Annotated in this window: 20 protein-coding genes and 3 pseudogenes; 12 read left to right on the top strand and 11 right to left on the bottom strand. The window is 74.0% G+C overall.

Annotated elements, in window-relative coordinates; translation table 11 throughout:
* The 3 genes from AAT21_RS32565 to AAT21_RS32555 all read left to right on the top strand — a co-directional run.
* On the top strand, positions 1-3,397 hold a 3,397-nt coding region (locus tag AAT21_RS32565), incomplete at its 5' end, for a DNA polymerase III subunit alpha (RefSeq protein ID WP_079026104.1).
* Positions 3,394-4,398, top strand: a complete 1,005-nt coding sequence (locus tag AAT21_RS32560) for a DinB/UmuC family translesion DNA polymerase (protein WP_046780572.1) — start codon at positions 3,394-3,396, stop codon at positions 4,396-4,398. The genes AAT21_RS32565 and AAT21_RS32560, both read left to right, overlap by 4 nt.
* A 234-nt stretch (positions 4,399-4,632) precedes the next feature.
* Complete coding sequence (locus AAT21_RS32555) at positions 4,633-5,493, top strand: esterase/lipase family protein (protein WP_046780571.1); 861 nt, start codon at positions 4,633-4,635, stop codon at positions 5,491-5,493.
* 46 nt (positions 5,494-5,539) lie between these two features.
* On the opposite strand, the gene AAT21_RS32550 is transcribed toward AAT21_RS32555, so the two are convergent.
* The 3 genes from AAT21_RS32550 to AAT21_RS32540 form a co-directional block, all read right to left on the bottom strand.
* Positions 5,540-6,616 (bottom strand): lytic polysaccharide monooxygenase auxiliary activity family 9 protein, encoded by a 1,077-nt coding sequence (locus tag AAT21_RS32550; RefSeq protein WP_046780570.1) that lies wholly within the window; start codon positions 6,614-6,616, stop codon positions 5,540-5,542.
* Between the two features lie 230 nt (positions 6,617-6,846).
* A complete protein-coding gene (locus AAT21_RS32545) occupies positions 6,847-7,329 on the bottom strand; it encodes a ribonuclease FAU-1 family protein (RefSeq protein ID WP_046780569.1) in 483 nt (160 codons plus the stop codon).
* Entirely contained in the window at positions 7,314-8,267 is a 954-nt protein-coding gene (locus tag AAT21_RS32540) for a GNAT family N-acetyltransferase (RefSeq protein ID WP_046780568.1), read from the bottom strand. Before AAT21_RS32540 ends, AAT21_RS32545 begins: the two co-directional genes overlap by 16 nt.
* A gap of 71 nt (positions 8,268-8,338) precedes the next feature.
* On the opposite strand from AAT21_RS32540, the gene AAT21_RS32535 reads away from it, so the two are divergent.
* Positions 8,339-8,728, top strand: a complete 390-nt coding sequence (locus AAT21_RS32535) for a GntR family transcriptional regulator (protein ID WP_235439300.1) — start codon at positions 8,339-8,341, stop codon at positions 8,726-8,728.
* Positions 8,729-8,878: 150 nt separating this feature from the next.
* Here the strand turns inward: AAT21_RS32535 and AAT21_RS32530 are convergent, their stop codons facing one another.
* Positions 8,879-9,973, bottom strand: a complete 1,095-nt coding sequence (locus AAT21_RS32530) for a DUF5925 domain-containing protein (protein WP_079026115.1) — start codon at positions 9,971-9,973, stop codon at positions 8,879-8,881.
* 205 nt (positions 9,974-10,178) lie between these two features.
* Here AAT21_RS32530 and AAT21_RS32525 point away from each other — a divergent pair, with 205 nt between their 5' ends.
* A complete protein-coding gene (locus tag AAT21_RS32525; RefSeq protein WP_046780628.1) occupies positions 10,179-10,982 on the top strand; it encodes an SGNH/GDSL hydrolase family protein in 804 nt (267 codons plus the stop codon).
* Here AAT21_RS32525 and AAT21_RS32520 read toward each other — a convergent pair.
* Positions 10,952-12,676: a serine/threonine-protein kinase gene (locus tag AAT21_RS32520; protein WP_046780567.1), complete on the bottom strand. Its 1,725-nt coding sequence runs from the start codon at positions 12,674-12,676 to the stop codon at positions 10,952-10,954. The genes AAT21_RS32525 and AAT21_RS32520 overlap by 31 nt on opposite strands.
* Positions 12,677-12,966: 290 nt before the next feature.
* Here AAT21_RS32520 and AAT21_RS32515 point away from each other — a divergent pair, with 290 nt between their 5' ends.
* The gene (locus AAT21_RS32515; RefSeq protein ID WP_183069355.1) at positions 12,967-13,236 is read left to right on the top strand and encodes a hypothetical protein; all 270 of its coding nucleotides are present in this window, start codon (positions 12,967-12,969) and stop codon (positions 13,234-13,236) included.
* A 54-nt stretch (positions 13,237-13,290) separates the two neighbouring features.
* Here AAT21_RS32515 and AAT21_RS32510 read toward each other — a convergent pair whose 3' ends face one another.
* The 3 genes and pseudogenes from AAT21_RS32510 to AAT21_RS39495 form a co-directional block, all read right to left on the bottom strand.
* Complete coding sequence (locus tag AAT21_RS32510; RefSeq protein WP_046780627.1) at positions 13,291-14,487, bottom strand: CaiB/BaiF CoA transferase family protein; 1,197 nt, start codon at positions 14,485-14,487, stop codon at positions 13,291-13,293.
* A 121-nt stretch (positions 14,488-14,608) separates the two neighbouring features.
* Positions 14,609-15,010 (bottom strand): annotated as a pseudogene (locus tag AAT21_RS32505) (ABC transporter permease); the annotation flags it as partial.
* 2 nt (positions 15,011-15,012) lie between these two features.
* A pseudogene (locus tag AAT21_RS39495) lies at positions 15,013-15,411 on the bottom strand (DrrA family ABC transporter ATP-binding protein); the annotation flags it as partial.
* Between AAT21_RS39495 and AAT21_RS32500 the strand changes: the two are divergent.
* Positions 15,411-15,947: pseudogene (locus AAT21_RS32500) on the top strand (TetR/AcrR family transcriptional regulator C-terminal domain-containing protein); the annotation flags it as partial. The pseudogenes AAT21_RS39495 and AAT21_RS32500 overlap by 1 nt on opposite strands.
* Before the next feature lie 66 nt (positions 15,948-16,013).
* Here the strand turns inward: AAT21_RS32500 and AAT21_RS32495 are convergent.
* On the bottom strand, positions 16,014-17,138 hold the full coding sequence (locus AAT21_RS32495) for a type ISP restriction/modification enzyme (RefSeq protein ID WP_157879827.1): 1,125 nt from the start codon (positions 17,136-17,138) through the stop codon (positions 16,014-16,016).
* A gap of 172 nt (positions 17,139-17,310) precedes the next feature.
* On the opposite strand from AAT21_RS32495, the gene AAT21_RS38280 reads away from it, so the two are divergent.
* Positions 17,311-17,472 carry a hypothetical protein gene (locus AAT21_RS38280; protein WP_167350639.1) on the top strand — a complete coding sequence of 54 codons (162 nt, stop codon included), beginning with the start codon at positions 17,311-17,313 and terminating at the stop codon, positions 17,470-17,472.
* Positions 17,473-17,520: 48 nt separating this feature from the next.
* Here AAT21_RS38280 and AAT21_RS32490 read toward each other — a convergent pair whose 3' ends face one another.
* Complete coding sequence (locus AAT21_RS32490; RefSeq protein WP_046780565.1) at positions 17,521-18,270, bottom strand: GntR family transcriptional regulator; 750 nt, start codon at positions 18,268-18,270, stop codon at positions 17,521-17,523.
* Between the two features lie 109 nt (positions 18,271-18,379).
* Entirely contained in the window at positions 18,380-19,708 is a 1,329-nt protein-coding gene (gene hmgA, locus AAT21_RS32485) for a homogentisate 1,2-dioxygenase (protein WP_046780564.1), read from the bottom strand.
* A gap of 274 nt (positions 19,709-19,982) precedes the next feature.
* Between hmgA and AAT21_RS32480 the strand changes: the two genes are divergently transcribed.
* The 4 genes from AAT21_RS32480 (at position 19,983) to AAT21_RS32465 (ending at position 25,310) form a co-directional block, all read left to right on the top strand.
* Positions 19,983-22,073 carry a right-handed parallel beta-helix repeat-containing protein gene (locus AAT21_RS32480; RefSeq protein ID WP_046780563.1) on the top strand — a complete coding sequence of 697 codons (2,091 nt, stop codon included), beginning with the start codon at positions 19,983-19,985 and terminating at the stop codon, positions 22,071-22,073.
* Between the two features lie 158 nt (positions 22,074-22,231).
* On the top strand, positions 22,232-23,098 hold the full coding sequence (locus tag AAT21_RS32475) for a cupredoxin domain-containing protein (protein WP_046780625.1): 867 nt from the start codon (positions 22,232-22,234) through the stop codon (positions 23,096-23,098).
* Positions 23,099-23,318: 220 nt separating this feature from the next.
* Positions 23,319-24,647, top strand: coding sequence for a hypothetical protein (locus AAT21_RS32470; RefSeq protein ID WP_412180363.1), 1,329 nt, complete (start codon positions 23,319-23,321; stop codon positions 24,645-24,647).
* A gap of 42 nt (positions 24,648-24,689) precedes the next feature.
* Entirely contained in the window at positions 24,690-25,310 is a 621-nt protein-coding gene (locus AAT21_RS32465) for a TetR/AcrR family transcriptional regulator (RefSeq protein ID WP_046780562.1), read from the top strand.
* Positions 25,311-25,398 lie beyond the last annotated feature (88 nt).

The following is a 25,398-nucleotide window of genomic DNA, read 5'->3' as shown; positions in this document are numbered from 1 at the left end:
GGCGGCCGAGGCGGGCATCAGGCCGCTGTTCGGCGTGGACATGGCGGTGCCGCCCGCCGGTTCCCCCGCCGCGGGCTCGGCCGGGCCGGGGGGCTCGACCGCGTCCTCCGCGGGCGGCGGTCCGGGCGAGGCCTCGTACCGGCGGCGCACCCCCGTCAAGGGTGGGGCCTTCCTGGACGAGTCCGCCGCCCGGGCCGTCTTCCTGGCCCGGGACGGGGCCGTCGGCTGGGCCGAGCTGTGCCGGATGGTCACCGCCGCCCACGCGGGCGCGCCCGAGGTCCCCCTCATCCCCTGGGACGCCCTGCGCGGGGAGGGCGTCTTCGTGCTCCTGGGGCCCGGCTCCGAGGTGGGGCGGGCGCTCGCGGCGGGCCGCCCCGACCGGGCCGCCCGGCTGCTCGCGCCCTGGCGCGAGGTCTACGGGGACTCCCTGCGCCTGGAGGCCGTCCACCACGGCCGTACCGGTACCGGCCCCGGCTCGCTGCGGCTGGCCGCCCGTACCGTCGGCTTCGCCGCCGAGCAGGGTGTCCCGGCCGTGCTCACCAACGCCGTCCGCTACGCCGACCCCGGCCAGGGGCCGGTCGCCGACATCCTCGACGCGGCCCGCCGCCTGGTCCCCGTCGACCGCCGCGGCCCCCTCGACACCGGCGAGCGCTGGCTCAAGGCCCCCGCCGCCATGGCCGAGGCCGCCGACCTGATCGCCCGGGCGGCCGGCCTCGGTCCCGCCGGCGCCCGCCGCCTGCTCGCGCAGACCCGGCACACCGCCGAGGCCTGCTCCGTGGACCCCGAGGACGACCTCGGCATCGGCTCCGTGCACTTCCCCGAGGCCCGGCTCGTCGGCGCCGCCCACCGCAGCGCCCAGCGGGTCCTCACCTCCCGGGCCTCCGCCGGCATGGTGCTGCGCGGCTACGCGGGCGACCCCGCCTACTGGGAGCGGATGCACCACGAGCTCGACATCATCGCCCACCACGGCTTCGCCTCCTACTTCCTGACGGTCGCTCAAGTGGTGGACGACGTGAGGGAAATGGGGATCCGGGTGGCCGCCCGGGGATCCGGAGCGGGTTCCCTCGTCAACCACCTGCTCGGGATCGCGCACGCCGACCCCGTCGAGCACGGCCTGCTGATGGAGCGCTTCCTGTCCAAGCGCCGGCGCGTCCTGCCCGACATCGACATCGACGTGGAGTCCGCCCGGCGGCTGGAGGTCTACCGGCGGATCATCGACCGGTTCGGCGCCGAGCGCGTCGCCACCGTCTCCATGCCCGAGACCTACCGGGTCCGGCACGCCGTCCGCGACGTCGGCGCCGCCCTGTCCATGGACCCGGCCGTCGTCGACCGGCTCGCCAAGGCCTTCCCGCACATCCGGGCCCGCGACGCCCGCGCCGCGCTGCAGGAACTCCCCGAACTGCGCGACGTACGCGGGGAGTCGTACGGGCGGCTGTGGGAGCTCGTCGAATCGCTGGACGCGCTGCCGCGCGGGATCGCCATGCACCCGTGCGGGGTGCTGCTCTCCGACGCCTCGCTGCTCGCCCGTACGCCCGTGGTCCCCACCAGCGGCGAGGGCTTCCCCATGTCCCAGTTCGACAAGGACGACGTGGAGGAGCTCGGGCTGCTCAAGCTGGACGTGCTGGGCGTGCGGATGCAGTCCGCGATGGCCCACGCGGTCGCGGAGATCCGGCGCGGCACGGGGGAGGAGCTCGACCTGGACGACCCGGCGCAGGTGCCGCCGGGCGACCGGGCCACGTACGAGCTGATCCGTTCGGCCGAGACGCTGGGCTGCTTCCAGATCGAATCGCCGGGCCAGCGGGACCTGGTGGGACGGCTCCAGCCGGCGACCTTCCACGACCTGGTCGTCGACATCTCCCTCTTCCGCCCGGGGCCGGTGGCCGCCGACATGGTGCGGCCCTTCATCGAGGCCCGGCACGGGCGGGCGCCGGTGCGCTTCCCGCACCCGGACCTCGCCGACGCGCTGCGCGAGACGTACGGGGTGGTGGTCTTCCACGAGCAGATCATCGAGATCGTGGACGTCATGACCGGCTGCGGGCGGGACGAGGCGGACCGCGTGCGGCGCGGGCTGTCCGACCCGCCGTCGCAGGCGCGGATCAAGGTCTGGTTCGCGGCGAAGGCCGCCGAGCGCGGCTATCCGGTGGAGGTGATCGCCCGTACCTGGGAGATCGTGGAGGCCTTCGGCAGCTACGGCTTCTGCAAGGCGCACGCGGTGGCCTTCGCGGTGCCCACCTACCAGTCGGCGTGGCTGAAGGCGCACCACCCGGCGGCCTTCTACGCCGGGCTGCTGACCCACGACCCGGGGATGTACCCGAAGCGGCTGCTGCTGGCGGACGCCCGGCGGCGGGGCGTTCCGGTGCTGCCGCTGGACGTGAACCGGTCGGCGGTCGCCCATCGCATCGAACTGGTGTCCGATGCGGGTGGTGTGTGGGGACTGCGGCTGGGGCTCGCCGACGTCCACGGCATCAGCGGGGCCGAGGCGGCCCGGATCGAGTCCGGGCAGCCGTACGCCTCCCTGCGCGACTTCTGGGACCGGGCCCGGCCCGGGCGCCCGGTCGCCGAACGACTCGCCCAGGTGGGCGCCCTGGACTCCTTCGGCGCCAACCGGCGCGACCTGCTCCTGCACGTGACCGAACTGCACGGCGCGCAGCGGGCGGCCGGTGTGCGCGGCCCCCAACTCCCGCTGGAGGGAGGCCGGTCTACGGCGTCCGTCGGACTGCCCGACCTGTCCGACGCGGAACGGCTCAGCGCCGAGCTGGGCGTCCTCGGCATGGACACCTCGCGCCACCTGATGGGCGACCACCACGCCTTCCTGGCCGAGCTGGGAGCGATCCCGGCGCGCCGGCTGCGGGAGGCCGAGCACGGACGGACCGTCCTGGTCGCGGGAGCCAAGGCGGCCACCCAGACCCCGCCGATCCGGTCCGGGAAGCGGGTCATCTTCACGACGCTGGACGACGGCACGGGCCTGGTCGACCTGGCCTTCTTCGACGACAGCCACGAGCGGTGCGCGCACACCGTCTTCCATTCCTTCCTGCTGCTGGTACGAGGTGTCGTGCAGCGCAGGGGCCCGCAGAGCCTGAGCGTGGTCGGGGCGGCCGCGTGGAACCTGGCGGAGCTGGTGGAACTGCGCGCGACGGGCGGCCTGGACGCGGTCGCGGCCCGCCTCGCCGAGCCGCCCGGCAACGGCACCGGCAGCGGCACCGGCGAACCGGCCGCCGCGGGCGGGGACGCGGCCGGCGACGCGGCCGGCGGGGAGCCGCCGGCGAAGGGGCCCGGGCGCACGATCCGCATGTCCACGGGGTACGAGATGAACCCCTGGGCGGACCTCCAGCCCCCGGGCACCGGCCCCGCGACCGGCCGCAAGCTGTGGCACTCCAGCCCGGGGAGCGCGGGATGAGCGCCACCGGGAACGCCGTGCTGTGCCTGCGGCTGCACCCCGCCTGCGGCGGACCGCTCGGGGTGCGGGAGTACGCCGGGGTGCTCGCGCTGCTCGGCGGGATCACCCCGGCCGTGCAGGCGCTGCCGCCGGACGCCGCCCTCGCCGATGTCCGCGGCGCGCTGCGCTACTTCGGCTGCGACGCCCGCCGGCTGGCCGCCCTGATCCGGGTCCGGGCCCTCGCCCTGTATGGCGTGGACGCCGCCGTCGGCGTGGCCGGCAATCCGATGCTGGCCCGGGCGGCGGCCCGCGAGGCACGCCCCGGGGGAACCGTGCTGCTCCCCGAAGACCCCGCCGCCGTAAGGGCCTTCCTGGCGGACAAGCCCGTCACCGCGCTCGACGGGGTCGGTCCCAAGGCCGCCCGCACTCTGTGCTCCTACGGCCTCGATTCCGTCGGCCGGGTCGCCGCCGCACCACCCGCCGCCCTGCGGCGGATCCTCGGCGCCCGGCTCGGCCGTGAGGTGCACGAGCGCGCCCTCGGGATCGACCGGACCCCCGTCCGGCCGGGCGCGGCCGCCCGCGCCCTCGCCGCCGAGCGGCTCTTCGACCGGGACGAGCTGGATCCCGTACGGCACCGGCGGGCCCTGCTCTCGCTGACGGAGGAGCTCGGCGCGAAGCTTCGTACACAGGAGGGCGGGCAGGTGTGCCGCGTCCTGTCGCTCACCGTGCGCTGCGCCGACCGCACCACGCTCACCCGGACCCGCACCCTGGCCGAACCCACCGCGCACTCGGCGGCGCTGACCGCCGCGGCCTACGCCCTGTACGAGGGCCTCGGACTGCAACGGGCCCGGGTGCGCGCGCTGTCCCTGCGGGCCGAGGAGCTGATCCCGGCCGAACGGGCTGCGCGGCAGCTGAGTTTCGACCCCGCAGACGAGAAGGCCCGCCGTCTGGAGGCCGTCACCGACCGGGTCCGTACGCGCTTCGGCCCGCACGCCATCGCCCGTGGCACGTTGGCCGCCTGACGGACGGACGGACGGACGGGCGGGCGGGCGGACGGGCGGACGGGCGGGCGGTCAGGGTCGGTCGTACTGTCCGGCGCACAGCGCTTCGGGCGACACGCGAGTTTTTACCGACGCGTAACTTCCCTGTCTTGCTACTCGCCCGTAATTTAGCGGCAGCAGCGCCCTCTTGTGATCCGGATCACGGGACGAATCCCCACGCTCATCCCCTTGAGTCGAACGCAAGGAGATCACACGATGCTGCCCTGGAGACGCCTGCTCCGCCCGCTGGCCGTCCTCGCCCTCACCGCAGCCGCACTCGTCGCCCCCACCGGCACGGCGCAGGCCGCATCCGCCCCCAGCAGCGGCTGGAACAACTGGTCCTGCAAGCCGTCCGCCGCCCACCCCCGCCCCGTCGTCCTCGTCCACGGAACCTTCGGCAACTCCTGGGACAACTGGCTCGGTCTCGCCCCGTACCTGGTGCACCGCGGGTACTGCGTCTACTCGCTCGACTACGGCCAGCTGCCCGGCGTGCCCTTCTTCAACGGGCTCGGTCCCATCGACAAGTCCGCCGAACAGCTCGACGTCTTCGTCGACCGGGTGCTCGCCGCCACCGGTGCAGCCAAGACCGACATCATCGGACACTCCCAGGGCGGCATGATGCCGCGCTACTACCTGAAGTTCCTCGGCGGCGCCGAGAAGGTCAACGCGCTGGTCGGGCTCGCTCCCGACAACCACGGCACCACCCTGCTCGGGTTCACCAAGCTCCTCCCGTACTTCCCCGGGGCCGCGGACCTGATCAGCAGCGCCACCCCCGGCCTCGCCGACCAGATCGCCGGCTCCGCCTTCCTCCAGAAGCTCAACGAGGGCGGGGACACCGTGCCCGGCGTGAAGTACACGGTCATCGCCACCAAGTACGACGAGGTGGTGACGCCGTACCGGAGCGGCTTCCTGGAGGGGCCGAACGTACGCAACGTCGTGCTCCAGGACCTGTGCTTCCTGGACCTCTCGGAGCACGTGGCCATCGGGCTGACCGACCGGATCGCCTGGCACGAGGCGGTCAACGCCCTCGACCCGGCCAACGCCGAACGGACCACCTGCGCCTCGGTCTTCGACTGACAGTGAGGCGCGGGCGGTCCGCCCGGGGAGACCCGCTCGACAGAACCTAGCGGCCGCGTCGGCCCGCCGTCGTCGCACGGCGGCGGGCTGCCGCGAACAGCACGGCCGCGCCGACGGCCAGGGCGCCCGCCCCGGCGATGGCGATGGACGGGGTGGCACTGTTGCCGCCGGTCTCCGCCAGGTTGCCGTGTGCCGACGCGCCCGGGTCCGCCGGGTTCGCGGGGGCGGGCGAGGACGGGGACGGGAGGGAGGCACCGGCCGCGCCGTTCGTCTTCGGGTCGTTGTCACCGTGGCCGTTGTGCTCCACCGAGGACTTGCCGGCGCCGTCGGCGATCTGCTGGTCCGTCGGGGCCGAGGGCTTCTCGGACGGCTTGGACCCGGTGCTGGTGCCGGTGCCCGTGCTGGGCTCGGTGCTCGGCGTGGCCCCCGTACCGCTGTTGCCCCCGTTGCCCCCGTTCTCGCCGTTCCCGCCGCCGTTGTCCTTGCCGAAGACCACGTCCGAGCAGGTGTAGAAGGCCTCCGGGCTATCGGAGCGCTGCCAGATGCTGTAGATCAGGTGGCGGCCGGACTTGTTCGGGACGGTCCCGGAGAACACGTAGTCGCCGTTCTGCATGCCCGGGTCGGTGGCCTTCGCGAACGGCGCGGGCTCCAGGTCGGACCACTTCAGCGGCTTCGTCGGGTCGTAGCCGTCCTTCGTCACGTACAGCTCGAAGGAGCCCTTGTGCGGCGCCGTGCCCTTGTAGCGGAAGGTGTGCGGGCCTGCGGACATCGGGCCGGCCGGCCAGTCCGCGCGGGCCAGGTCCAGGCCCCGGTACTTGTCGTTGCCGGCGGAGCACAGCTGACCGTTGGGGATCAGCGACCGGTGGTTCCCGGCCGCGTTGGCGATGTTCACGGCGTTCCAGTCGTAGAACGCCTGTGTCCCGCTCACGGCGACGGCCGCCTTGCACGCCGCGGACTTCGGCGACTCCGGTCCCTCCGCGTAGCACGCCGCGACCCTGCTGACCGGGTCCGTCATCGAGCCGTGTGCGGCCGCGGGCACGGCGGCGTACGCGACCAGCGCGAGCGGGGCGAGACCGGCGGCGGCGATACGGGTCGGCGTCACGGTGCGGCGGCGTGCGGACATGAGGGATCTCCTTCGGGCAAAGGCAGGGGCGCGCCGGCGGAATCGGGCTCGGCGGCGCCGCCCCCGGCGGCGCCACGACCGGCCCTTCCTGTCCTGGCACCGCCAAGCTAGCCCCCGGACCGCGCCTTTTCGCCGCCCGGACCGCCCCGGAGAGGATCCTTAGGCTCCGCTTAAGGCTGGCACAAGCACCGCCTCAGGAACCGGCCCCCGGCCCGTGCGGAACCGGTGCTTCAGGGCAGGAGCGCGGCCAGGCCGGGCCCGGAGCGGGCCTGGTCGTCCAGGGCGTCCAGGGCGCGGACCGCCTGGGCCGCCGCCTCCGGGTCGCTCGTCGCCAGCCCGCTCTGGGCGAACTCGTCCTCGTCCAGCCGCAGCACCGACGTCCCGTCCGCCGAGACCCACAGGTCGAGGTCCAGGTCCTCCACCAGGATCTCCCCGCTGCGTACCAGGGCCGGGCGCGTCACGTCGCAGTACCAGCCCTTCAGGACGCCGTCGCCCGTCCACACCTCCTTGACCGCGTACCACCGCGTCCGCCAGAAGTGCTCGACGAACACGTCGCCCGGCTCGAAGCGGACGAAGCCGAAGTCCCGTACGCCCTCCGCCGCCCAGGGGGCCCGTACGGAGATGCGGTCGCCGTCGTCGGCGACCTGCGTCGCCGGATAGCGGATCTTGGTCCGGCCCGCCTTGGTCAGGACGACGGTCAGTTGCTCGGCCACTGGGTCCCCAGCCTCCTCGTGAAGTGCGTCTCGGTCGCGCAGATCCCGTACCCGAACCACCTGTTGATGGCGAGCATCGGTTCGTTGCCGCTGTCGTTGCCGGTGAACGCCTCGGTGTAACCGGCCGCGCGGGCCCGGTGCAGGGAGGCGTTCTTGGCGAGCTTGGCCAGGCCACGCCCCCGGAAGGCGCGCAGCGTGCCGGTCATCGCCGAGCCGTAGCGGGTGGCGCCGTCGGTCCGGGCGGCGCTGAACGCCACCGCCCGCCCGTCGACGAGGGCGACGATCGTCAGCTCCTTGTCGAGAGAGGGGTGGTGCCAGGTGTGGTTCAGCCAGTCCGTGTAGTCGTCGAGGTCGGCGCCCACGTCACTCGGTTCGTCGGCCGTCGCCTCTGCGTCGATCGCGAAGAGGGGACGGGGATCCGCGGCGAAGGCCTCGGCGGGCAGCAGCTCCACCCCGGCCGGGAGGGCCTCGGGGAGTGCGGGCAGCTCGGCCGCCGTCAGGTCCAGGCGCAGGAAGTGGGCGGAGCGGCCGGGGCGGTAGCCGTGCCGCTCGGCGAAGACGCGGTGCGCGGGCTCGTCGAGGACCCAGGCGTACGAGTCCACCGCGCCCCGGGCGGCGAGGTGCTCCTCGGCCGTGCGGAGCAGCAGCCGGCCGGCGCCGAGGCCGCGGCGGGCGGGGTCGACGTACGCGTTGACGTAGCCCTGGCCGGGCCGCGGGCTGTCATGGGCGATGCCGGCCTGTGCGGTGCCGAGGACCTCTCCGTCCGGGGTCTCGGCCACGAGGACGCGGTGGTGCTTCGCGGGGTGGGCGCAGGCGAGTTCGAAGGTCACGTCCCCGGCGCAGGTGATCAGGAACGGCAGGGCCGCGCGGCGCACCCGGACCACCGACTCCACGTCCTGGAGGTCGTCGGGACGGAGATCTCGGATCAGAACGGTCATGCGCCAGACGCTACGTGCGCGCTCGCGCCCGGCGCCTCCCAATTAACCTCCGATGGTGGACAATCAGCCGCGTGAGCTCGACGAACCTGAAGATCACCATTGACGGCTCGGCCGGGTCGGCCGCCCCGTACGAACAGTTGCGCGCGCAGATCGCCGCCCGGGCCCGGTCCGGGAAGCTGCCGGCCGGCTTCAAGCTGCCGACGGTACGGGGGCTGGCGGAGGACCTGGGGCTGGCCGCCAACACCGTCGCGAAGGCCTACCGGGCGCTGGAGGCGGACGGGGTGGTCGAGACGCGGGGCCGCAACGGGACCTTCGTCGCGGCGGCGGGGGAGGGCGCGGCGCGCGAGGCCGCGTCGGCCGCGCAGGCGTACGCGGAGCGGGTGCGGCGGCTGGGGCTGACGGAGGCGGAGGCGGTGGCCACCGCCACCGAAGCCCTCCGGGCCCGGTACGCCGCCGAGTAGCCCTGCCGGGCCGCTGCCGCGCCTTTGCGCCCGCCGCCGAGGCGCAGCGGCGGGCCGGTTGCGGGCCGGTTGCGGGGGCTCCGCCCCGGACCCCGCGCCTCGAACGCCGGCGGGGCCGGGTTGGCCCGGTGAACCTTTCCGGCCACAGCACTAGAGGTAGAGGCCGGCCTCCGAGTGGGGCTGCGGGGGCAGGACCGCTGCCGGGCCCGTGCCGCGGCGGAGGGCGAAGAGTTCAGCCAGGGTGGCGCCCTCGCGGGAGACGCCCTCCTCGGTGCCCAGCCAGTCCGCCGCCTCACGGTGGGTCAGCCGGCCCACCTCGATACGGGCCAGGCAGCGCCCCGGACGGACCACCGCGGGGTGGAGCCGTTCCAGGTCCTCGTTGGTCGTCACGCCGACCAGGACGTTGCGGCCCTGCCCGAGCAGGCCGTCCGTCAGGTTCAGCAGCCGCGACAGTGCCTGGCCGGCCGTGTGCCGGGCCTCGCCGCGGATCAGTTCGTCGCAGTCCTCCAGCAGCAGGAGCCGCCAGCGGCCCTTCGCCGTGCCCTCGTCCTCGCCGATCGCGATGTCCATCAGGTAGCCGACGTCGTTGAACAGCCGCTCCGGGTCCAGGACGCAGTCCACCTGGCACCAGTCCCGCCACGACCGGGCCAGGGTGCGCAGGGCCGAGGTCTTGCCGGTGCCCGGCGGGCCGTGCAGCAGGAGCAGCCGGCCCGCGATGTCGTCCGGGGTCACCTTCATCAGCCGGTCCATCGCCCCGGCGACCGGCGCGGTGTAGTTGGGCCGCACCTCCGCCCAGGTCCCGGCCGCGATCTGGCGGGTCGTCCGGTACGGGCCGCGGCGCGGGGAGACGTACCAGAAGCCCATCGTGACGTTCTCCGGCTGCGGTTCCGGTTCGTCCTGCACCCCCTCGGTGGCCTCGCCGAGCACGCCGGCGGCGAGTTCGTCGCTGACCGCCGTCACGGTGACGTCCGCGCCCCGGCTCCACCGCGAGACGAGCATGGTCCAGCCCTCGCCCTCGGCGAGGGTGGCGCTGCGGTCGCTGTCGCGCGCCGAGCGCAACACCGTCGCCTCCGGCGGCAGAAGGGTCGCCTCCGCCTTGACCCGCTCGATCGACACGCTGTGCGAGTAGGGCTGCTCGCCCGAGGCGAACCGGCCGAGGAACAGCGCGTCGACGACGTCCGACGGCGAGTCGCTGTCGTCGACGTTGAGCCGGATCGGCAGCGCGTCATGCGGGTTGGCTGGCATGGCGCCCATGATCCGGCACGAGGTGGCCTCGTGCACCCGTGTTTCGCCGGATCGGGTACCAAGTTCCCCCTTCAAACGCAGGGCGGGTGAAGATTCGGGCCTCGACTCTGCTCCGAACATTCTTGGCATGGACACTTCCGGCAACCCTCGGCTGCTTGTACCACGGACTCAGGAGTAACCCCCACAAGGAGCCGCATACATGAGCATGAAGATGTCGCGCTTCGCTGCCCTGACCTCCTCCCTCCTCCTCGCTGCCGGCGCCGCGCTCTTCGGCGCCGGCCAGGCTGCCGCCGCCCAGGCGGGCTTCGGTTACGTCGCCCTCGGCGACTCGTACTCCTCCGGTCTCGGCGCCGGCAACTACGACGGCACGAGCGGCAACTGCAAGCGCACCACCCGCGCCTACCCCGCCCTCTGGGCCGCGGCCCACTCCCCGCAGACCTTCGCCTTCACCGCCTGCTCCGGTGCCCGTACGGGTGATGTGCTCTCCGGCCAGCTCGGCCCCCTCAACTCCGGGACCGACCTGGTCAGCATCACCATCGGCGGCAACGACGCCGGGTTCTCCGACGTCATGACGACCTGTGTGCTCCAGTCCGAGTCCACCTGCGTCAACCGCGTGAACCAGGCCAAGGCCTACGTGGACTCCACCCTCCCCGCCCAACTCGACCAGGTCTACAACGCCATCGACAGCCGGGCACCCGCCGCCCGCGTCGTCGTCCTCGGCTATCCCCGCTTCTACAAGCTGAACGGCACCTGCACCGCCGGCCTGACCGAGGGCGAGCGCGCCGCCATCAACGGCGCCGCCGACCACCTCAACGCCGCCATCGCCAAACGCGCCGCGAACCACGGCTTCGCCTTCGCCTCGGTCGCCGGCACCTTCACGGGCCACGAGATCTGCTCCGCCAGCCCGTGGCTGCACAGCGTCAACTGGCTGAACATCCCCGAGTCCTACCACCCGACCGCCGCCGGACAGTCCGGCGGCTACCTGCCCGTCTTCACCAACGCGGCCTGATCCGCACCGCCGGACTCCCCGGCATCCGGGGTCGCCGCGGCACTCGCCGTCGGCGACGCCGGGGACGCCGGGGGCGGGCTCGTACCGGGGGAGGTGGCCCCGCCCGTCGGGGTCGCCTCCTCGCACGTCACGGAGGTCGCCACCCACTCGGTGGCGACCTCTGCCGGTCCCCGCACCTCCAGCCGGACCGCGTCCTCGAAGCGCCCGCCCGGCACATGCGTCAGCTCGCTGTGCTCCAGCCGCCGGCTCCTGGGCCCCGCCGCCTCGTACGTGACGGACTGCCAGCCGGGCCCGGAGGTCCGCCCGCTCCGCGTGGCCCAGCGGTACTCCAGCACCACCGGTACCCGCTCCACCTCGACGGTCGCGCTGAAGGCGGGCGCGTGCCCGGCGGGCGGCGGACAGCTCCCGGTGTACGCGGTGCGTACCGCGTCGACGTACACCGAGACGTGCTGACCCGCGGAGGGCGAGGCCGAGGGCGACGCGGAGGCGGACGCCGGAGCGGTGCCCGCGGGGGCCGTGGTGGCGGCCGGAGCGGTGGCCGCCGGTTTCGTGGGCGCGCCCGGGTTCCCGGCGCGGCCGCCCTTGTCCCCGAGGTCCTTGAGCAGGACCCAGCCCAACGCGGCCAGGGCGAGCAGCAGCAGGGCGATCCCGACGGCGAGCACCGGGCCGGCCGCGCCCCGGCCCTCCCCGGTTCCGGCCGCGGCGGCCGTTCCGCCCGCCGTCCCGTACGCCGGGCCGTGCGCCATGCGGTTCGCCGGCCGGTTCTCCGTCGCGGGCACGGGCACCGGAGGCTGTCCGAGTGCGGGAGTGCGTGGCGCCGACGGCCCGTACGGTCCCGACACCGGCCCGCCGGAGGCCCGTACGGTCCCGCCCGCGCCCACCACCCGGAGCATCGGGGCCGCCTCCGCCGCGTCCAGCCGCTCGGCGGGGTCCTTGCGGAGCAGCCCCGCCAGTACGGGCTCCAGGGGACCGGCCCGGCGCGCCGGGGGAGGCTCCTCGTCCACCACGGCCCGCAGCGTGTCCAGCGCGGTGGCCCGGCGGAACGGCGAGACCCCCTCGACGCAGGCGTAGAGCATCACCCCGAGCGACCACAGGTCCGACCCGGGGCCGGGGTCGCACCCCAACGCCCGCTCCGGCGCGAGGAATTCGGGGGAGCCGACCACCTCGCCGGTCATGGTGATGGCGGAGGAGCCCTCCAGGCTCGCGATCCCGAAGTCGCTGAGCACCACGCGGCCGTCGTTGGCGATCAGTACGTTGGCCGGCTTCACGTCCCGGTGCAGCACCCCCGAGTCGTGCGCGGAGCGCAGCGCCGCCAGGACCTGTTCGCCGATGTGCGCCGCGCGCTGCGGGGTCATCGGCCCCTCCGCCTCCAGTACGTCGGCCAGCGAGAGCCCGCGCACCAGCTCCATCACGATCCAGGGCCGGCCGTCCTCGGAAGCCACGTCGTAGACCGTGACCACCCCGCGGTGCGAGACCCTGGCGGCGGCCCAGGCCTCGCGCTCCAGCCTCCGGTACATGCGCTCCAGTTCGGCGGTGTCCAGCCCGACGGGAGCGCACACCTCCTTGACGGCGACATCGCGGGCCAGCACCTCGTCGCGGGCCCGCCACACCACGCCCATCCCGCCGCGGCCGATCTGCTCCAGCAGCCGGTAGCGGCCCGACACGACACGATCGGAGTTGGATTCCTCACTCACGCGAGCCCCCCGAATGCTTCTGTGCGCCCATGTGTCATCAGCCGGTCACTCCAAGTTAGCGCAGTGTGTGCCGAGTGACCCCATTCGTGACGAGACTCGCGCAGAGGTCTTCCGGAGCGTGATGCCCGCACCATTTTCAGTGCGGAGAGTAACGGGCGACTCCGCTGAGTAATCGTCAACTCCCCGTCGCCGCAGGGGTAATTCACACCACCGGGATACCCGCGCGCAACGCGGGGGCGATAGGGTTAACCTGCCCGGGCCGGGTGCCCTCGTACGGGTGGGGAGAGATCATGGAACAGATAGCAATGCGCAGCAGGCCGCCTCGCGTGCCTGCCATCACCTGCGGCAGCAGTGCGACCAGCTCGCGCCTCGACCGCCATCTCGCCGTGCTGGGCGGGCCCGCCGTCCCGCACCGGGAGGCCGCGGAGGCGACGCTGCTCATGCGGGAACTCACCTCCCGCGACCATACGCACCGTCTGCGGAGCCGGAGCGCGCGCGTCTCGCTCTTCGCGCCGCTGCGCCGTCTGCGTCGCTCGCTCTTCGGCAGCCGCCGCTCGTAACAGACCCCGCACCCGCGGCCGTTCGCCCTTCCGGCGGCGTCCGGCCACCCGGCCCTACGCGATCACACCGTCCCGGCGCAGTTCCGAGATCTGTGCGCCCGCCATCCCCAGGGCGCGCAAGAGATCATCGGTGTGCTCACCCAGCGCGGGCACCGCACCCATGTGCGGTGCCGCGCCGCCCGGCAGCCCGATCGGCGGCAGCAGGGCCCGCAGCGGACCCACCGGCGAACCCACCTCCCGCCACCGGTCCCTGGCCGCGAGCTGCGGATGCCCGGCCAGTTGGGCCACCGAGTTCAGCCGCGCGCAGGCGATACCCGCCGCCTCCAGCCGCCCGATCGCCTCGTCCGCGCCCAGCCGGCCCAGGGCCTCCGCCACGACCGCGTCGGTCCTCTCCCGGTTCCCGGTACGCGCCGTGTTCGTCGCGTACGCCGGATCGTCAGCCAACTCCGGCCGCTTCAGCACCTGTTGGGCCAGGCGCCGCCACTCCCGGTCGTTCTGCACCGACAGCAGCACCCGGTCCCCGTCCGCCGTCGGAAAGGCGTCGTAGGGGGCGATCACCGCGTGCGCGAGCCCGGTGCGCACCGGCTGCTCCCCGCCGTGCATGGTGTGGTGCAGCGGGTGCCCCATCCATTCGGCGAGCGCGTCCAGCATGGACACCTCCACCCGGCCGCCGCGCCCGGTGACCCCACGGCGCAGCAGCGCGGCCAGCACCCCGGAGAAGGCGTACATGGCCGCCGCGATGTCGGCCGCCGGGATCCCCGCCTTGACAGGCTGCTCCGGGGTGCCGGTCACCGACACCAGGCCCGCCTCGCACTGCACGAGCATGTCGTAGGCGCGCTTGTGGGCGTACGGGCCCTCCGCGCCGTAGCCGGACACGTCCACGGCGACCAGCCGCGGGTAGCGGGCGCACAGCGCGGCCGAGTCGAGCCCGAGGCGCGCGGCGGCCCCCTGGGCGAGGTTCTGCACGAAGACGTCCGCGTCGGCCACCAGGCCGTGCAGCACCTCACGCCCGCGCGGGTCCTTCAGGTCGAGCGCGATCGACTCCTTGCCCCGGTTGGCCCATACGAAGTGCGAGGCGAGTCCGTGTGCGGCGGTGTCGTAGCCCCGGGCGAAGTCCCCGCCGTCGGGACGCTCCACCTTGATCACTCTGGCGCCGAGGTCGGCGAGCTGGCGGGTGGCGAAGGGGGCCGAGACGGCCTGTTCGACGGCGACGACGGTGACGCCGTCCAGGGGGAGCGGTTCGGGGGTCATGGGGCTGGTGATGGGGCTGGTCATGGGCCCCTGCCTACCTGTTCGGGAGGGTGTCTGTCACCACTCCCGAGTGATTCGGCCGGTGTCACCGGCCACGAATCGCCCGTCCAACCCCGACCGTCTACCCGCTGGCGAAGCGGCGGGTGGCCGGCGGTACGAACACCACGAGGAGCAGCAGCGACCACAGCAGCGCCCCGGCCACCGGGTGCGCGGCGGGCCAGGCGGCGTCCGCCCCGGCCTGTGCCCCCGCGTTCCCGCACAGCTCGCGCACGGCGGTCGCGACGGCGCTGATCGGGTTCCACTCGGCGACCGTGCGCAGCCACCCGGGCAGGCCGTCGGTCGGCAGGTACGCGCTGGACAGCATCGGCAGGACGAAGGTGGCGCTGCCCAGTTGGCCCGCCGCCTCCTCGCTCCGGCTGAGCAGGCCCAGGTACGTGCCCACCCAGGCGGTGGCGAAGCGGAACAGCAGCAGCACGCCCAGGGCCCCCAGCGCGCCGGGCAGGCCGTTCTCGATCCGCCAGCCCGCGGGCGCAGGCGCGCGTCGGTGACCGGGACGCCGGCGGTGTCGAGCTCGCGGATGATCCGGGGCAGGGTGATCCCGGCGTCGAGGACGGTCACGCGGACGGTCAGCCGTTCCTCGTCGAGCACGGGCCGGCCGCCGGTGAGCCGGTCGAGTACGGCGGCGGCGCCCGCGAGTTCCTCGCGCGCGGTGACGGCGACCTCGGCGCGGGACCCGATGCGGGCCTTGAGCCGGGCCGGGGTGCCTCCGGCGAGGGCGCGGCCTTCGGAGACGACGGTGATGTCGTCGGCCAGCCGGTCGGCCTCCTCCAGGTACTGGGTGGTGAGCAGCACCGTGGTGCCCTCCTCGGCGAGCGCGCGCACCGCCGTCCAGATGTGCTCGCGGGCGGCCGGGTCCAGTCCGGTCCCTCTACAACTACGTGCCGCGCAAGGAGGAGCTCTACGAGCTCATGGTCGACGCGGTCGGCGGGGGGTACGAGTTCACCGCGCCGACCGGCGACTGGCGGGCCGACCTGCTGGCCCTCGCCCGCCAGACGCGGGCGCTGATGCACCGCCATCCATGGCTGCCGCGCCTGCTGAGCCCCGTGTACGGCTTCAGCCCGAACGCCCTGCGCTACCTGGAGCACAGCCTGGAGTGCCTGGCGCCGCTGGACGTGCCGGAGGCCGAGAAGCTGGAACTCGCCGCCGCCGTCAACGGCACCGTCGCGACCTACGTGGCGGGGGAGCTGGCGCTGGCCGAACGGGCCCGCGCGCTGCCCTGGAGCGAGGACGAGGAGCAGGGCGTACGGACGGCCTGGCTCGGCTCCCGCCTCGCCACGGGACAGTACCCCCGCCTGGCTGCGGCCGTCTCCGGCACCGGCCCGGTCCCCGGAGCGGGCCTGGACATGGCCGCAGTCTTCGACCGCTCGGTCACCCGCCTCCTGGGAGCCTGGGACACGTAGCCCGGGCGCGCCGACACGACCCCGCGGCGGCCGGGCGCCGCCGCCCGCGGGACCCGTTCCGGGCGGCTAGAGCAGGGCGAACTGGCCGCCCGGACCCTCCTCCTGGTGGTCCAGGACGGAGGCCGGGCGGCGGCTCCAGGCGGGGGGTGGCAGCACCCCCGCCGCCCGCAGTTCCGCGGCCGGGAGGCTCGGGCCGGCGTCGAACACGGCTCGCTCCGGGGCCAGTTCGGCCAGCAGCGCCAGCGTCGTCACCAGCGCGAGCAGCTCCGAGGTCCAGCTCTGCGGCCACTCGGCCGGGCCCAGCGCCGCCAGGCCGTCGGCCTCCGGCCCGCGGTGCGCCGTGCGCGCGGCGAACCAGCTCTCCAGTACGCGCACGCCCTGCGCCTCGTACTCCCACGCCCCGGCCGGCACGGGCGAGACCGTCCCGCTGCCCAGAGCCAGCGTCTCGCCCTCCGCGTCGTACGCGAGCCCGTGCGGCCATCCCCCGACCGCGGAGCGGACGTACGGGCGGCGCCCGCCGGGCAGCCGCGGCGCCTCCCCGCCGCGCGCCCCGCGCAGCTGCACGGTGAGCAGCCGGCGGCCCAGTTCCAGCCCGGCCCGCCAGTGTTCCGGGTCGGCGGCGAGCGGCACCTCGTACCCGCGCGGACCGGGCCGGCCGGCCGCCAGGATCCAGCACAGGACGTCCTCGGGGGTCACCCGGCCGCCGTGGCGCTCGCGCAGCAGCGGCAGCAGGCCGGGGGCGAGGTTCGGCTCGGCGCCGTCCGGGCGCCGGTGCAGCGGGCGGATCCGGCCGAGCCGGCCCGCCGGCAGGTGCGCGGTGACCAGCGGCTCCGGGGTCTCGACGAGGAACAGCTGGTGCTCGTCGAGGACCCGCCAGAGCTCCGGGCGGGCGGTGTCGATGAGCCGCTGGTCGGGCAGGAGCCACTGCTCGTCGAAGGGCTCACGCAGCACCCGTACGGGGTCGGGGCACGGGCCGGGAGCGTCGGCGAACCGGGCCGTCGCCGCCGAGCGCTGCCCCGGCAGGGCGGCCGCCGAGGCCGTGGGCGTACGGCTGCGGCTCGGGCGGAACAGCCGGTCCCGCTCGGCCCCTTCGGCGCCCGCCAGGGCCGCCCAGCGGGTGCGCAGGGCCGCCGGATCGGGCGCGGCCACCCAGTCCCGGCCCAGGCGCAGGCCGCCCACGGCCCAGGGCATCAGATCGTCCAGCAGCGGGTCCGGCTCCAGGTCCGGCTGCGGGTCCGGCTGCGGTGTGTCAGCGCTCACGCCGCCGATGGTAGCGACGGGCTCCGATGGCCGGGCTGCGTCCAGGCCGAAGAGCTACGCTCCTTATGTACGCATACGTACGGTTTCGACCGAGGAGGCGGTCATGAGCCAGTACGACGAATACTCGACTCCGTCCCAGGCCGAGGGTGAACGCCTCGACGAGGACATGGACGAGGCCCAGCGCAAGGAGCGCCACCCCCAGACGATGCGGACCACGCCGTCCCAGGCGGAAGGCGAGCGCACCGCGGACGACGACAGGAAGTGACAGCGCCCGCGTCAGCCGTCAGCCATCAGCGGTCAGGGTGGGTCACTGTCAGTGGGCGTCGACCGTGACCGTGAAGGAGAACCGGTCGCCCCGGTAGCGGATCCGCGCGACGTCCACCACCCTGCCGTCCTCGTCGTAGGTCACGCCCGTGTAGTGCAGGATCGGGCTGAGCAGCGGGACCTGGAGCAGCTCGGCGGTCTCCGGGTCCGCGAGCCGGGCCTCCACGGTGTCCGTGATCCGGCTGATGCGCACCCCCACGACGTCCCGCAGCACCTTCGTCATCGGCCAGCGCTCCAGATCGGCGACGTCGACGGCCTCGGCGAACTCCGGCAGGACCGCGTTCTCCGCCCAGTTCGTCGGCTCGCCGCTCTCGCGGTCGCGCCGCAGACGCCGGTACGTGACCACCTCGGGCGTGTCCGGGAAGTGGTCCAGCAGTTCCCCGGCCACGGGCGTGCGCGCGTGACCGAGGACCGTGGTGCGCTCGCCCGACTGCTGGGCCACGATCGCGTCGACCGAACCCAGCAGCCGGACCGGGGTGCTGCGCAGCGCGCCCGGCTCGATGAAGGTGCCGCGCCGCCGGTGCCGGCTGATCAGCCCCTCGCCCTCCAGCTCCTTGAGCGCCTGCCGCATGGTCAGCACGCTCACCCCGTAGTGCTCGGCCAGCTGCTCCTCGGTGGGCAGGCGCAGCGACGCGTCCGGGGTGCGCCCCAGTATCGAGGCGCGGAGCGACTGCGAGACCTGGTACCAGAGCGGCAGCTTCCGGTTCAGGACCAGCGAGTCGGGGGCGAAGGCGGTCACGGGTGGATCTCCGAACGGCTGACGGACGACGGCTTGCGCCTTGCGGCGGCTTACGGTGCTGACCTGCATGCGCACGCGGGGCGGGCGCATGCAGGGTACGCAGTACGGGTCAGGCGCGGAAGTGGCGCTGCAGACCCTGCCACACGTCGTCGTAACCGCGCTGGAGGTGATCCGCGCCGGCCGCCTGGGCGGTGGCGGTGATCGGCCAGCGGGTCTCGAACATGAAGGCCAGGCCGTCGTCGATCTTCTGCGGCTTCAGGTCGGCGGCGCTGGCCTTGTCGAAGGTCTCGTGGTCGGGGCCGTGCGCGGACATCATGTTGTGGAGCGAGCCGCCGCCGGGGACGAAGCCCTCCGCCTTGGCGTCGTAGGCGCCCTCGATCAGGCCCATGTACTCGCTCATCACGTTGCGGTGGAAGTACGGCGGGCGGAAGGTGTCCTCGCCGACCAGCCAGCGGGGCGCGAACACCACGAAGTCCACGCCCGCCAGGCCCGGGGTGTCCGAGGGCGAGGTCAGGACGGTGAAGATCGAAGGGTCCGGGTGGTCGTAGCTGATCGTGCCCAGGACGTTGAACCGGCGCAGGTCGTAGACGTACGGGACGTGCGTGCCGTACCAGGCGACCACGTCGAGCGGGGAGTGGCCGTAGGTGGCCGACCAGAGGTTGCCGCAGAACTTGTTGATCACCTCGGTGGGGCGCTCGACGTCCTCGTACGCGGCCACCGGGGCCCGGAAGTCCCGCGCGGCCGCGAGGCCGTTGGCGCCGATCGGGCCGAGGTCCGGCAGGACGAAGGGCTGGCCGTAGTTCTCGCAGACGTAGCCGCGGGCGTCGGCGTCCAGCAGCTCGACGCGGAAGCGGACGCCGCGCGGGATGAGCGCCACGTCGCCGGGACGGGCGGCGAGCAGGCCCAGCTCGGTGCGCAGGAGCAGACCGCCGCGCTCGGGGACGATCAGCAGCTCGCCGTCGGAGTCGCTGAAGACGCGGTCCGTCATGGACGCGTTGGCGGCGTAGAGGTGGACGGCCATGCCGGTGCGCTGGGTCGCGTCGCCGTTGCCGCCGAGGGTCCACAGGCCGGCCAGGAAGTCGGTGCCGGGGGCCGGGTCGGGCAGCGGGTTCCAGCGCAGCCGGTTCGGGTCCGCGGGCGCCTCGGTGAAGGGGGCGGTGCGCAGGGCGCCGTTGTCGATGCGGGTGAAGGGCGGGTGCGCGGCCGAGGGGCGGATCCGGTAGAGCCAGGAGCGGCGGTTGTGGCTGCGGGGCTCGGTGAAGGCGCTGCCGCTGAGCTGCTCGGCGTAGAGCCCGAGGGGTGCGCGCTGGGGCGAGTTCCGGCCGAGCGGCAGTGCGCCGGGGACGGCCTCGGAGCTGTGTTCGTTGCCGAAGCCGGTGAGGTACTCCAGTGCCTCGGCCGTCTTCCTGGCCTGCTCGCTGCCGGCCTGCTCGCTCATGTGCTGCTCCCACTCCGTCGAAGGAATCCTATGGTCGACAGTAGGATTCCGCGGCCCGTGCGTCAACGGCGTCCCGGCGTCGTCCTGGCCTCGCCCTGGGGCGTCCTGGTGTCGTCCCGGCGTCGTCCTGGCGTCGTCCGTCGCGGGTCCGGGGGTGGCGGGGCGGGAGGAATCGGCGGGATCCGGGAGGAAGGTGTGCGGGGCGGCCGGGCGGGGCCGCGGATTCGCTCCAGGGGGGATCACAAAAGATGAACATTGCTCTACTCTCACGCGCATGTCGTGGACCCGCAGGTTCCCTGCCGTGCCGGCGGCGCTCCTCGCCGCCCTTCTCGCGCTTCTGTCCCTCTTCGCCGCCGCGCCCGCCGCCCGCGCGCACGAAGAGCGCCCGGTCACCTTCCCGGACGGCTCCGGCTCCGTCCCGGAGTACCGCAAGGCCGACCCCGACCTCATCGTCTGCAAGGCGGACCGGCCGGCCTTCGAACGCCGGATATCCGCCTTCCCCGAGGAGCTCAGACAGCGCAACCTCGCCCTGTACGAGCGGTGCGAGGCGAGCGGCTACCGGCACCTCCAGGAAGCCGTCGACGCCGTGGACCGGCCCGGGATGAACATCGCGATCCTCCCCGGCCTCTACGAGGAGGAGCCCTCGCTGCCCAAGCCGACGGGGGAGTGCGCCGCGCTCACGGCGCCCGACTCCGCACTCGGCTACCAGATCCTGTCCTACGAGCAGCAGGTGCGGTGCCGGCACAACCAGAACCTCGTCGCCATCCTCGGCAAGAAGAACCTCCAGATCGAGGGCACCGGCGCGTCACGGCTCGACGTGGTGATCGACGCCAAGTACCAGAAGCTGAACGCCATCCGCGCCGACAAGTCCGACGGTGTCTACTTCCGAAACTTCACCGCCCAGCGCACCACCTTCAACTCGCTGTACGTGCTCGCCGCCGACGGCTTCGTCATCGACGACGTGCTGACCCGCTGGAACGACGAGTACGGCTTCCTGACCTTCGCCAGCGACCACGGGCTCTACAAGAACTGCGAGTCCTACGGCAACGGCGACTCCGGCATCTACCCCGGCAGCGCCTCCAACATCAACGACGGCCGCGGCTACGAGGTCCCCCGCTACTCCATCGAGATCACCGGCTGCCGCAGCCACCACAACATGGTCGGCTACTCCGGCACCGCGGGCGACTCGGTGTGGGTGCACGACAACGAGTTCGACCACAACATGGGCGGCGCCTCGATGGACAGCGCCTTCCCCGGCCACCCCGGACTCCCGCAGAACCACGCCAAGTTCGAGCGGAACCTGATCCACGACAACAACCAGGACTACTACCGCCATGTCGCCGACGGAACCTGCGCCAAACCGCCGATCGAGCGCGGCTACGAGCGTGGCGTCGTCTGCCCCCAGATCTCCATGCCGCCGGGCACCGGCATCATCACCGCGGGCGGCAACTGGAACCTGTACGAGGGCAACTGGGTGTACGGACACCAGCGCGCCGGCTTCTTCCTCAGCGCCGTCCCCGCCTTCATCCGCGGCGAGGAGGCCTGGTCGAAGCAGACCGACACCTCCCACCACAACCGCTACGCCGGCAACGTCCTCGGCAAGGACAAGTCCGGCGCCTCCCGCCCCAACGGCATGGACGTCTGGTGGGACGGCCAGGGCAGCGGCAACTGCTGGCAGGACGGCCCCGACGGCTCCAGCCCCGGCACGGTCCCGCAGTGCGGCGAGCGACGGGGCGACGTCTCCGGCGCCTCGGCCCGCCTGGTCGGCGAGCCGGTCAAGCTGGTCCAGCTCCTCGTCTGCGCGGACTACAACGTCCAGGCGCGCAAACTCCCGGCGGGTTGCGACTGGTACGGCGCGCGCGGACTGGAGCGGGTGGAGACCCAGCTCGCCCTGGCCGTGGCCGCGGTGCTGCTGCTGGTCGGCGGGGTGCTGTGGTGGCGCCGCCTGCGCGGCTACCGCCTGGGCACGGCGGCCTCGCTGCTGGGCCTGGCCGGCCTGGCCCTCGACGTGGCCGGCTCCACCATGGCACTGAACGCCACTTTCGTCCCAGCCCTCGCCCTCCTCCTGCTCGGCCTGTGGTGGACGGGAGCCGGCCTGGTGCTGCGCCCCACCCGCCCCTGGCTGGCGCGCCTGACCCTGCTGCTGGCCGGGCTCACCCTGCTGGACGCCTTCGACAAGGCGGTCCTGATGATCCCGTGGACCCCACTGAGCCCGGCCTGGGTGCGGGCCCTGGTGGCTGTGGTCTGGGTCCTGTGGGCGGTCGTCGCCTCCGCCCGCCCGGCCACCGCCCCGGCCGCCGACGACCCCGAGGCCGCCCGGCCGGCACCGGCCCCGGCCCCCGGGCCCACGGGAGGCCAGCAGTGAGCGCCCGGCCCGATCCCCGGCCCGACGCCCGGCCTGGCGGCCGCTCCGGCGTCCGGCCCGAGGTCCGGCCCGACGCCCGGCCTGGCGGCCGCTCCGGCGCCCGGCCCGAAGCCTGGCCCGACGTTCGGATCCGGTGGGGCGCCTGCGGTACGCCGCCCATCGCGGCCCGCGGGCACCGCCGGGCCGCCCGCACCGCGGCCCTGCTCGCCCTCGCCCTGCTCCTTGCGGGCGGCGCGGCGACGGGCTGCGGTGGGCGGGCCACCACCCACCACAAGCCCGGCACCAGCCACGAGCAGGCCTCCGGCAACGTCGGCACCCTGCTCACCACGGGCGACTCGGCCGGCCACAAGCTCCGCGAGGTACCGTCCCAGGGCGCTCCGGAGGTCCAACTGGCCCTCCGCCCGGACTCCGAGGACGGCTGGAACCTCCAGCTGAGCGTGAAGAACTTCCGCTTCACACCCGACAGCACCGGCGGCGCCGCTCTCCCGGGCGCCGGCCACGCCCACCTGGAACTCGACGGACGCAAGATCGCCAGGCTGTACGGCCCCTGGTTCCACCTGCCGGCGGCGCTGGTTCCGGACGGCGCGCACACCCTGACCGTCCGCCTCTACGCGGACGACCACACCGCCTGGGCCGTCGCCGGCAAACCCGTGGAGGGAACGGCGCAGCTCACCGCCCCCGCCGCCCCGGGTTCGTCCGGCGGCCACAGCCACGGCGAAGCCCCGTCGCAGCCGCCGACACCGGGCCAGGTGCAGGCAGAGGCGGACCGCACGGTCACCATCACCGTCCGGGACGGCAAGGTCAGCCCCGCCCCGGCCCGCACCGAGCTGCGGCGCGGCGAACGCGTCGCCCTGCGTGTCACCAGCGACCGCGCGGACACCCTGCACGTCCACGGCTACGACAAGGAACTCGCCCTGCCGGCAGGCCAGGAGGCCACCCTGATCCTGACGGCCGACCGTACGGGCCTCTTCGAGGTCGAGACTCACGAGTCCAGCCTCGTCCTGACCCAACTCATCGTCCGATGACCGCCCACAACCCCACGCCCACTCACCAAGCCCCACCCAGCCCGCCGAGGCCGAGTGCCGGGGCCAGGCCCGGTCCCAGCCGCAGCGCCGGTGCCCGTGCCGTGGCCGAGGGCGGTGCCGGGTCCGGGCCCGTGACCGCGACCGGGCCCGAGGGCGGGTCCGGGGCACGGGGTCGCGCCGTCGGTGGTGCTCGGTGCTCGGAGGTGCGGTGGTGAGCCTGATCCCCCTCGGTCACGGCCAGGGCGTGGTCGTTCACCCGGCCGAACCGTTCACCTCCCTCGCGCACGGAATCGGCTCCCAGCACGATCTGCCGATCTCTCCCTTCTACGCATTCGCCGGTGCCTTCGCCGCACTGTTCGTCTCCTTCCTCGCACTCGGCCTGCTCTGGTCCACCTCCCGCTTCCGCGGCGAGGACTCGGGCCTCGCCCTGCCCGCCGCCCTCCAGCGGGTGGCCGACGCGCCGGCCACCCGAACCACCCTGCGCGGGCTGGGACTCACCGCCGCGCTCCTCGTCCTGCTCCACCTCCTCCTCGGTCCCGACGACCCCGCTCACAACCCCGCTCCCGGCGCCGTCTACGTCCTCCTCTGGGTCGGACTCGTCCCCGCCTCCCTCCTCCTCGGCCCCATATGGCGCCTGCTCAGCCCGCTGCGCACCCTGCACCGCCTGCTCGCCCGCTCCCTGCGCCGCCCCCGTACCGCCAACCACCCCCTTCCCGCCCGGCTGGGGCTGTGGCCCGCCGCCGCTGGACTGCTCGGCTTCACATGGCTCGAACTCGTATCCCCCGACCCCGCATCGACCACCACCCTCCTGATCGCACTCGCCGCCTACGCCACCGCCCAACTGCTGCTCGCCGCCCGCTACGGCGAGAGCTGGTTCGCGGACGGGGACGCCTTCGAGGCGTACTCCGCCCTCCTCTCCCGTCTCTCCCCCCTCGGCCGCCGCAGCGACGGCCGTCTCGTCCTGCGCAACCCCTTCCACGGACTCGACGCGACGCCCGAGCGGCCCGGACTCGTCGCCACCGTCTGCGTCCTGCTCGGCTCCACCGCCTACGACGGCTTCTCCGACAACCCCTCCTGGATCAACGTTCTTCAGACCTCCCCCCTCGGCCGTACCCCCACGGCCACGCTCGGACTGCTCGGCGCCGTCGCCCTCGTCGCCACCCTCTACTGCCTGTGCGCCGCGGCCACCCGCCTCGTCAGCGGCCCGCACCCCGGCCCGCTGACCGCCTTCGCGCACTCACTCGTCCCCATCGCCCTCGGCTATCTCATCGCCCACTACTTCTCCCTTCTGGTAGTCGAAGGACCACGCACAGTAAGCATGGCACTCGGCACTGACAACGCCCCCGAACCCGCTCCGCCACTGGGTCCCGGCGGCCTCGCGGCCCTCCAGGTCATCGCCGTCGTCACCGGCCACGTGCTCGGTGTCGTCGCCGCCCACGACCGCTCCGTACGCCTCTTCCCGCCCGCGAAAGCGGTGGCCGGCCAGCTGCCGCTGCTCACCCTGATGATCATTTACACGATCGGGGGCCTCAGCCTCCTGCTGAACTGAGAACCGAGGCCCCCCACGGACCCGGAAACGAGGAGCGGCATGATGGGCCCCGTGACTCCCGCCCACTCCCTGCGCCGTACGCCGATCCAGCAGCGCAGCGCCGACCGGCTCGCCCGGATCCTCGACGCCTGCGCCGAACTGCTCGACGAGACCGGGTACGAGAACCTCACCACCCGGGCCGTCGCCCTGCGCGCCGGCGTACCGATCGGATCCGTCTACCGCTTCTTCGGCAACAAGCGGGCCATGGCGATCGCCCTCGCGCACCGCAACCTGGACCGGTACGTCGACGGCATCGCAGACCGCCTCGCCGACCTTCCCGCCACCCACTGGCGGCCGGTGGTGGACGCCGTGCTGGACGAATACCTGGCGATGAAGCGGGGCGTGCCGGGCTTCGCGCTCGTCGACTTCGGCGTGCCCGCGCCGCCGGCCGACGACCCCGAGGGCGATCCCAACCACCAGGTCGCCGCCCGCCTGACCGAACTCCTCTCCGCCCACCTCGGCCTGACCCCCGACGCCACCCTGGAACGGGCGGTCCTCGTCGCCGTCGAGGCCACCGACGCGCTGATCCAGCTGGCCTTTCGGACCGACCCGGCCGGGGACCCCGGCATCGTCGCGGAGACCCGCGCGATGATGCACGCCTACCTGGCCCGCGTGCTGGACTGAGCCCGCCCTCCGGCGCCCCGCCGCCGCTGCCGCCTTCGCCCCGCCGGCTCCACCGACCAGGCCCCCCCCCCCCCCCCCCCCCCCCCCG

Origin of the sequence: Streptomyces yangpuensis (genome assembly GCF_001005295.1) — a bacterium.
GTDB classification, from domain to species: domain Bacteria; phylum Actinomycetota; class Actinomycetes; order Streptomycetales; family Streptomycetaceae; genus Streptomyces; species Streptomyces yangpuensis.
The sequence above is the reverse complement of the archived record's forward strand: the minus strand, read 5'-3'. Positions and strand labels throughout refer to the sequence as shown.

Coding starts and splice junctions, on each gene's coding strand:
- AAT21_RS32480 (WP_046780563.1), top strand. CDS start 19,983: ATGTCGTGGACCCGCAGGTTCCCTGCCGTGCCGGCGGCGCTCCTCGCC.
- AAT21_RS32515 (WP_183069355.1), top strand. CDS start 12,967: ATGGAACAGATAGCAATGCGCAGCAGGCCGCCTCGCGTGCCTGCCATC.
- AAT21_RS32495 (WP_157879827.1), bottom strand. CDS start 17,138: ATGCCCTGGGCCGTGGGCGGCCTGCGCCTGGGCCGGGACTGGGTGGCC.
- AAT21_RS32530 (WP_079026115.1), bottom strand. CDS start 9,973: ATGCCAGCCAACCCGCATGACGCGCTGCCGATCCGGCTCAACGTCGAC.
- AAT21_RS32510 (WP_046780627.1), bottom strand. CDS start 14,487: ATGACCCCCGAACCGCTCCCCCTGGACGGCGTCACCGTCGTCGCCGTC.
- AAT21_RS32560 (WP_046780572.1), top strand. CDS start 3,394: ATGAGCGCCACCGGGAACGCCGTGCTGTGCCTGCGGCTGCACCCCGCC.
- AAT21_RS32540 (WP_046780568.1), bottom strand. CDS start 8,267: ATGACCGTTCTGATCCGAGATCTCCGTCCCGACGACCTCCAGGACGTG.
- AAT21_RS38280 (WP_167350639.1), top strand. CDS start 17,311: ATGAGCCAGTACGACGAATACTCGACTCCGTCCCAGGCCGAGGGTGAA.
- AAT21_RS32525 (WP_046780628.1), top strand. CDS start 10,179: ATGAAGATGTCGCGCTTCGCTGCCCTGACCTCCTCCCTCCTCCTCGCT.
- AAT21_RS32555 (WP_046780571.1), top strand. CDS start 4,633: ATGCTGCCCTGGAGACGCCTGCTCCGCCCGCTGGCCGTCCTCGCCCTC.
- AAT21_RS32550 (WP_046780570.1), bottom strand. CDS start 6,616: ATGTCCGCACGCCGCCGCACCGTGACGCCGACCCGTATCGCCGCCGCC.
- AAT21_RS32465 (WP_046780562.1), top strand. CDS start 24,690: ATGGGCCCCGTGACTCCCGCCCACTCCCTGCGCCGTACGCCGATCCAG.
- hmgA (WP_046780564.1), bottom strand. CDS start 19,708: ATGAGCGAGCAGGCCGGCAGCGAGCAGGCCAGGAAGACGGCCGAGGCA.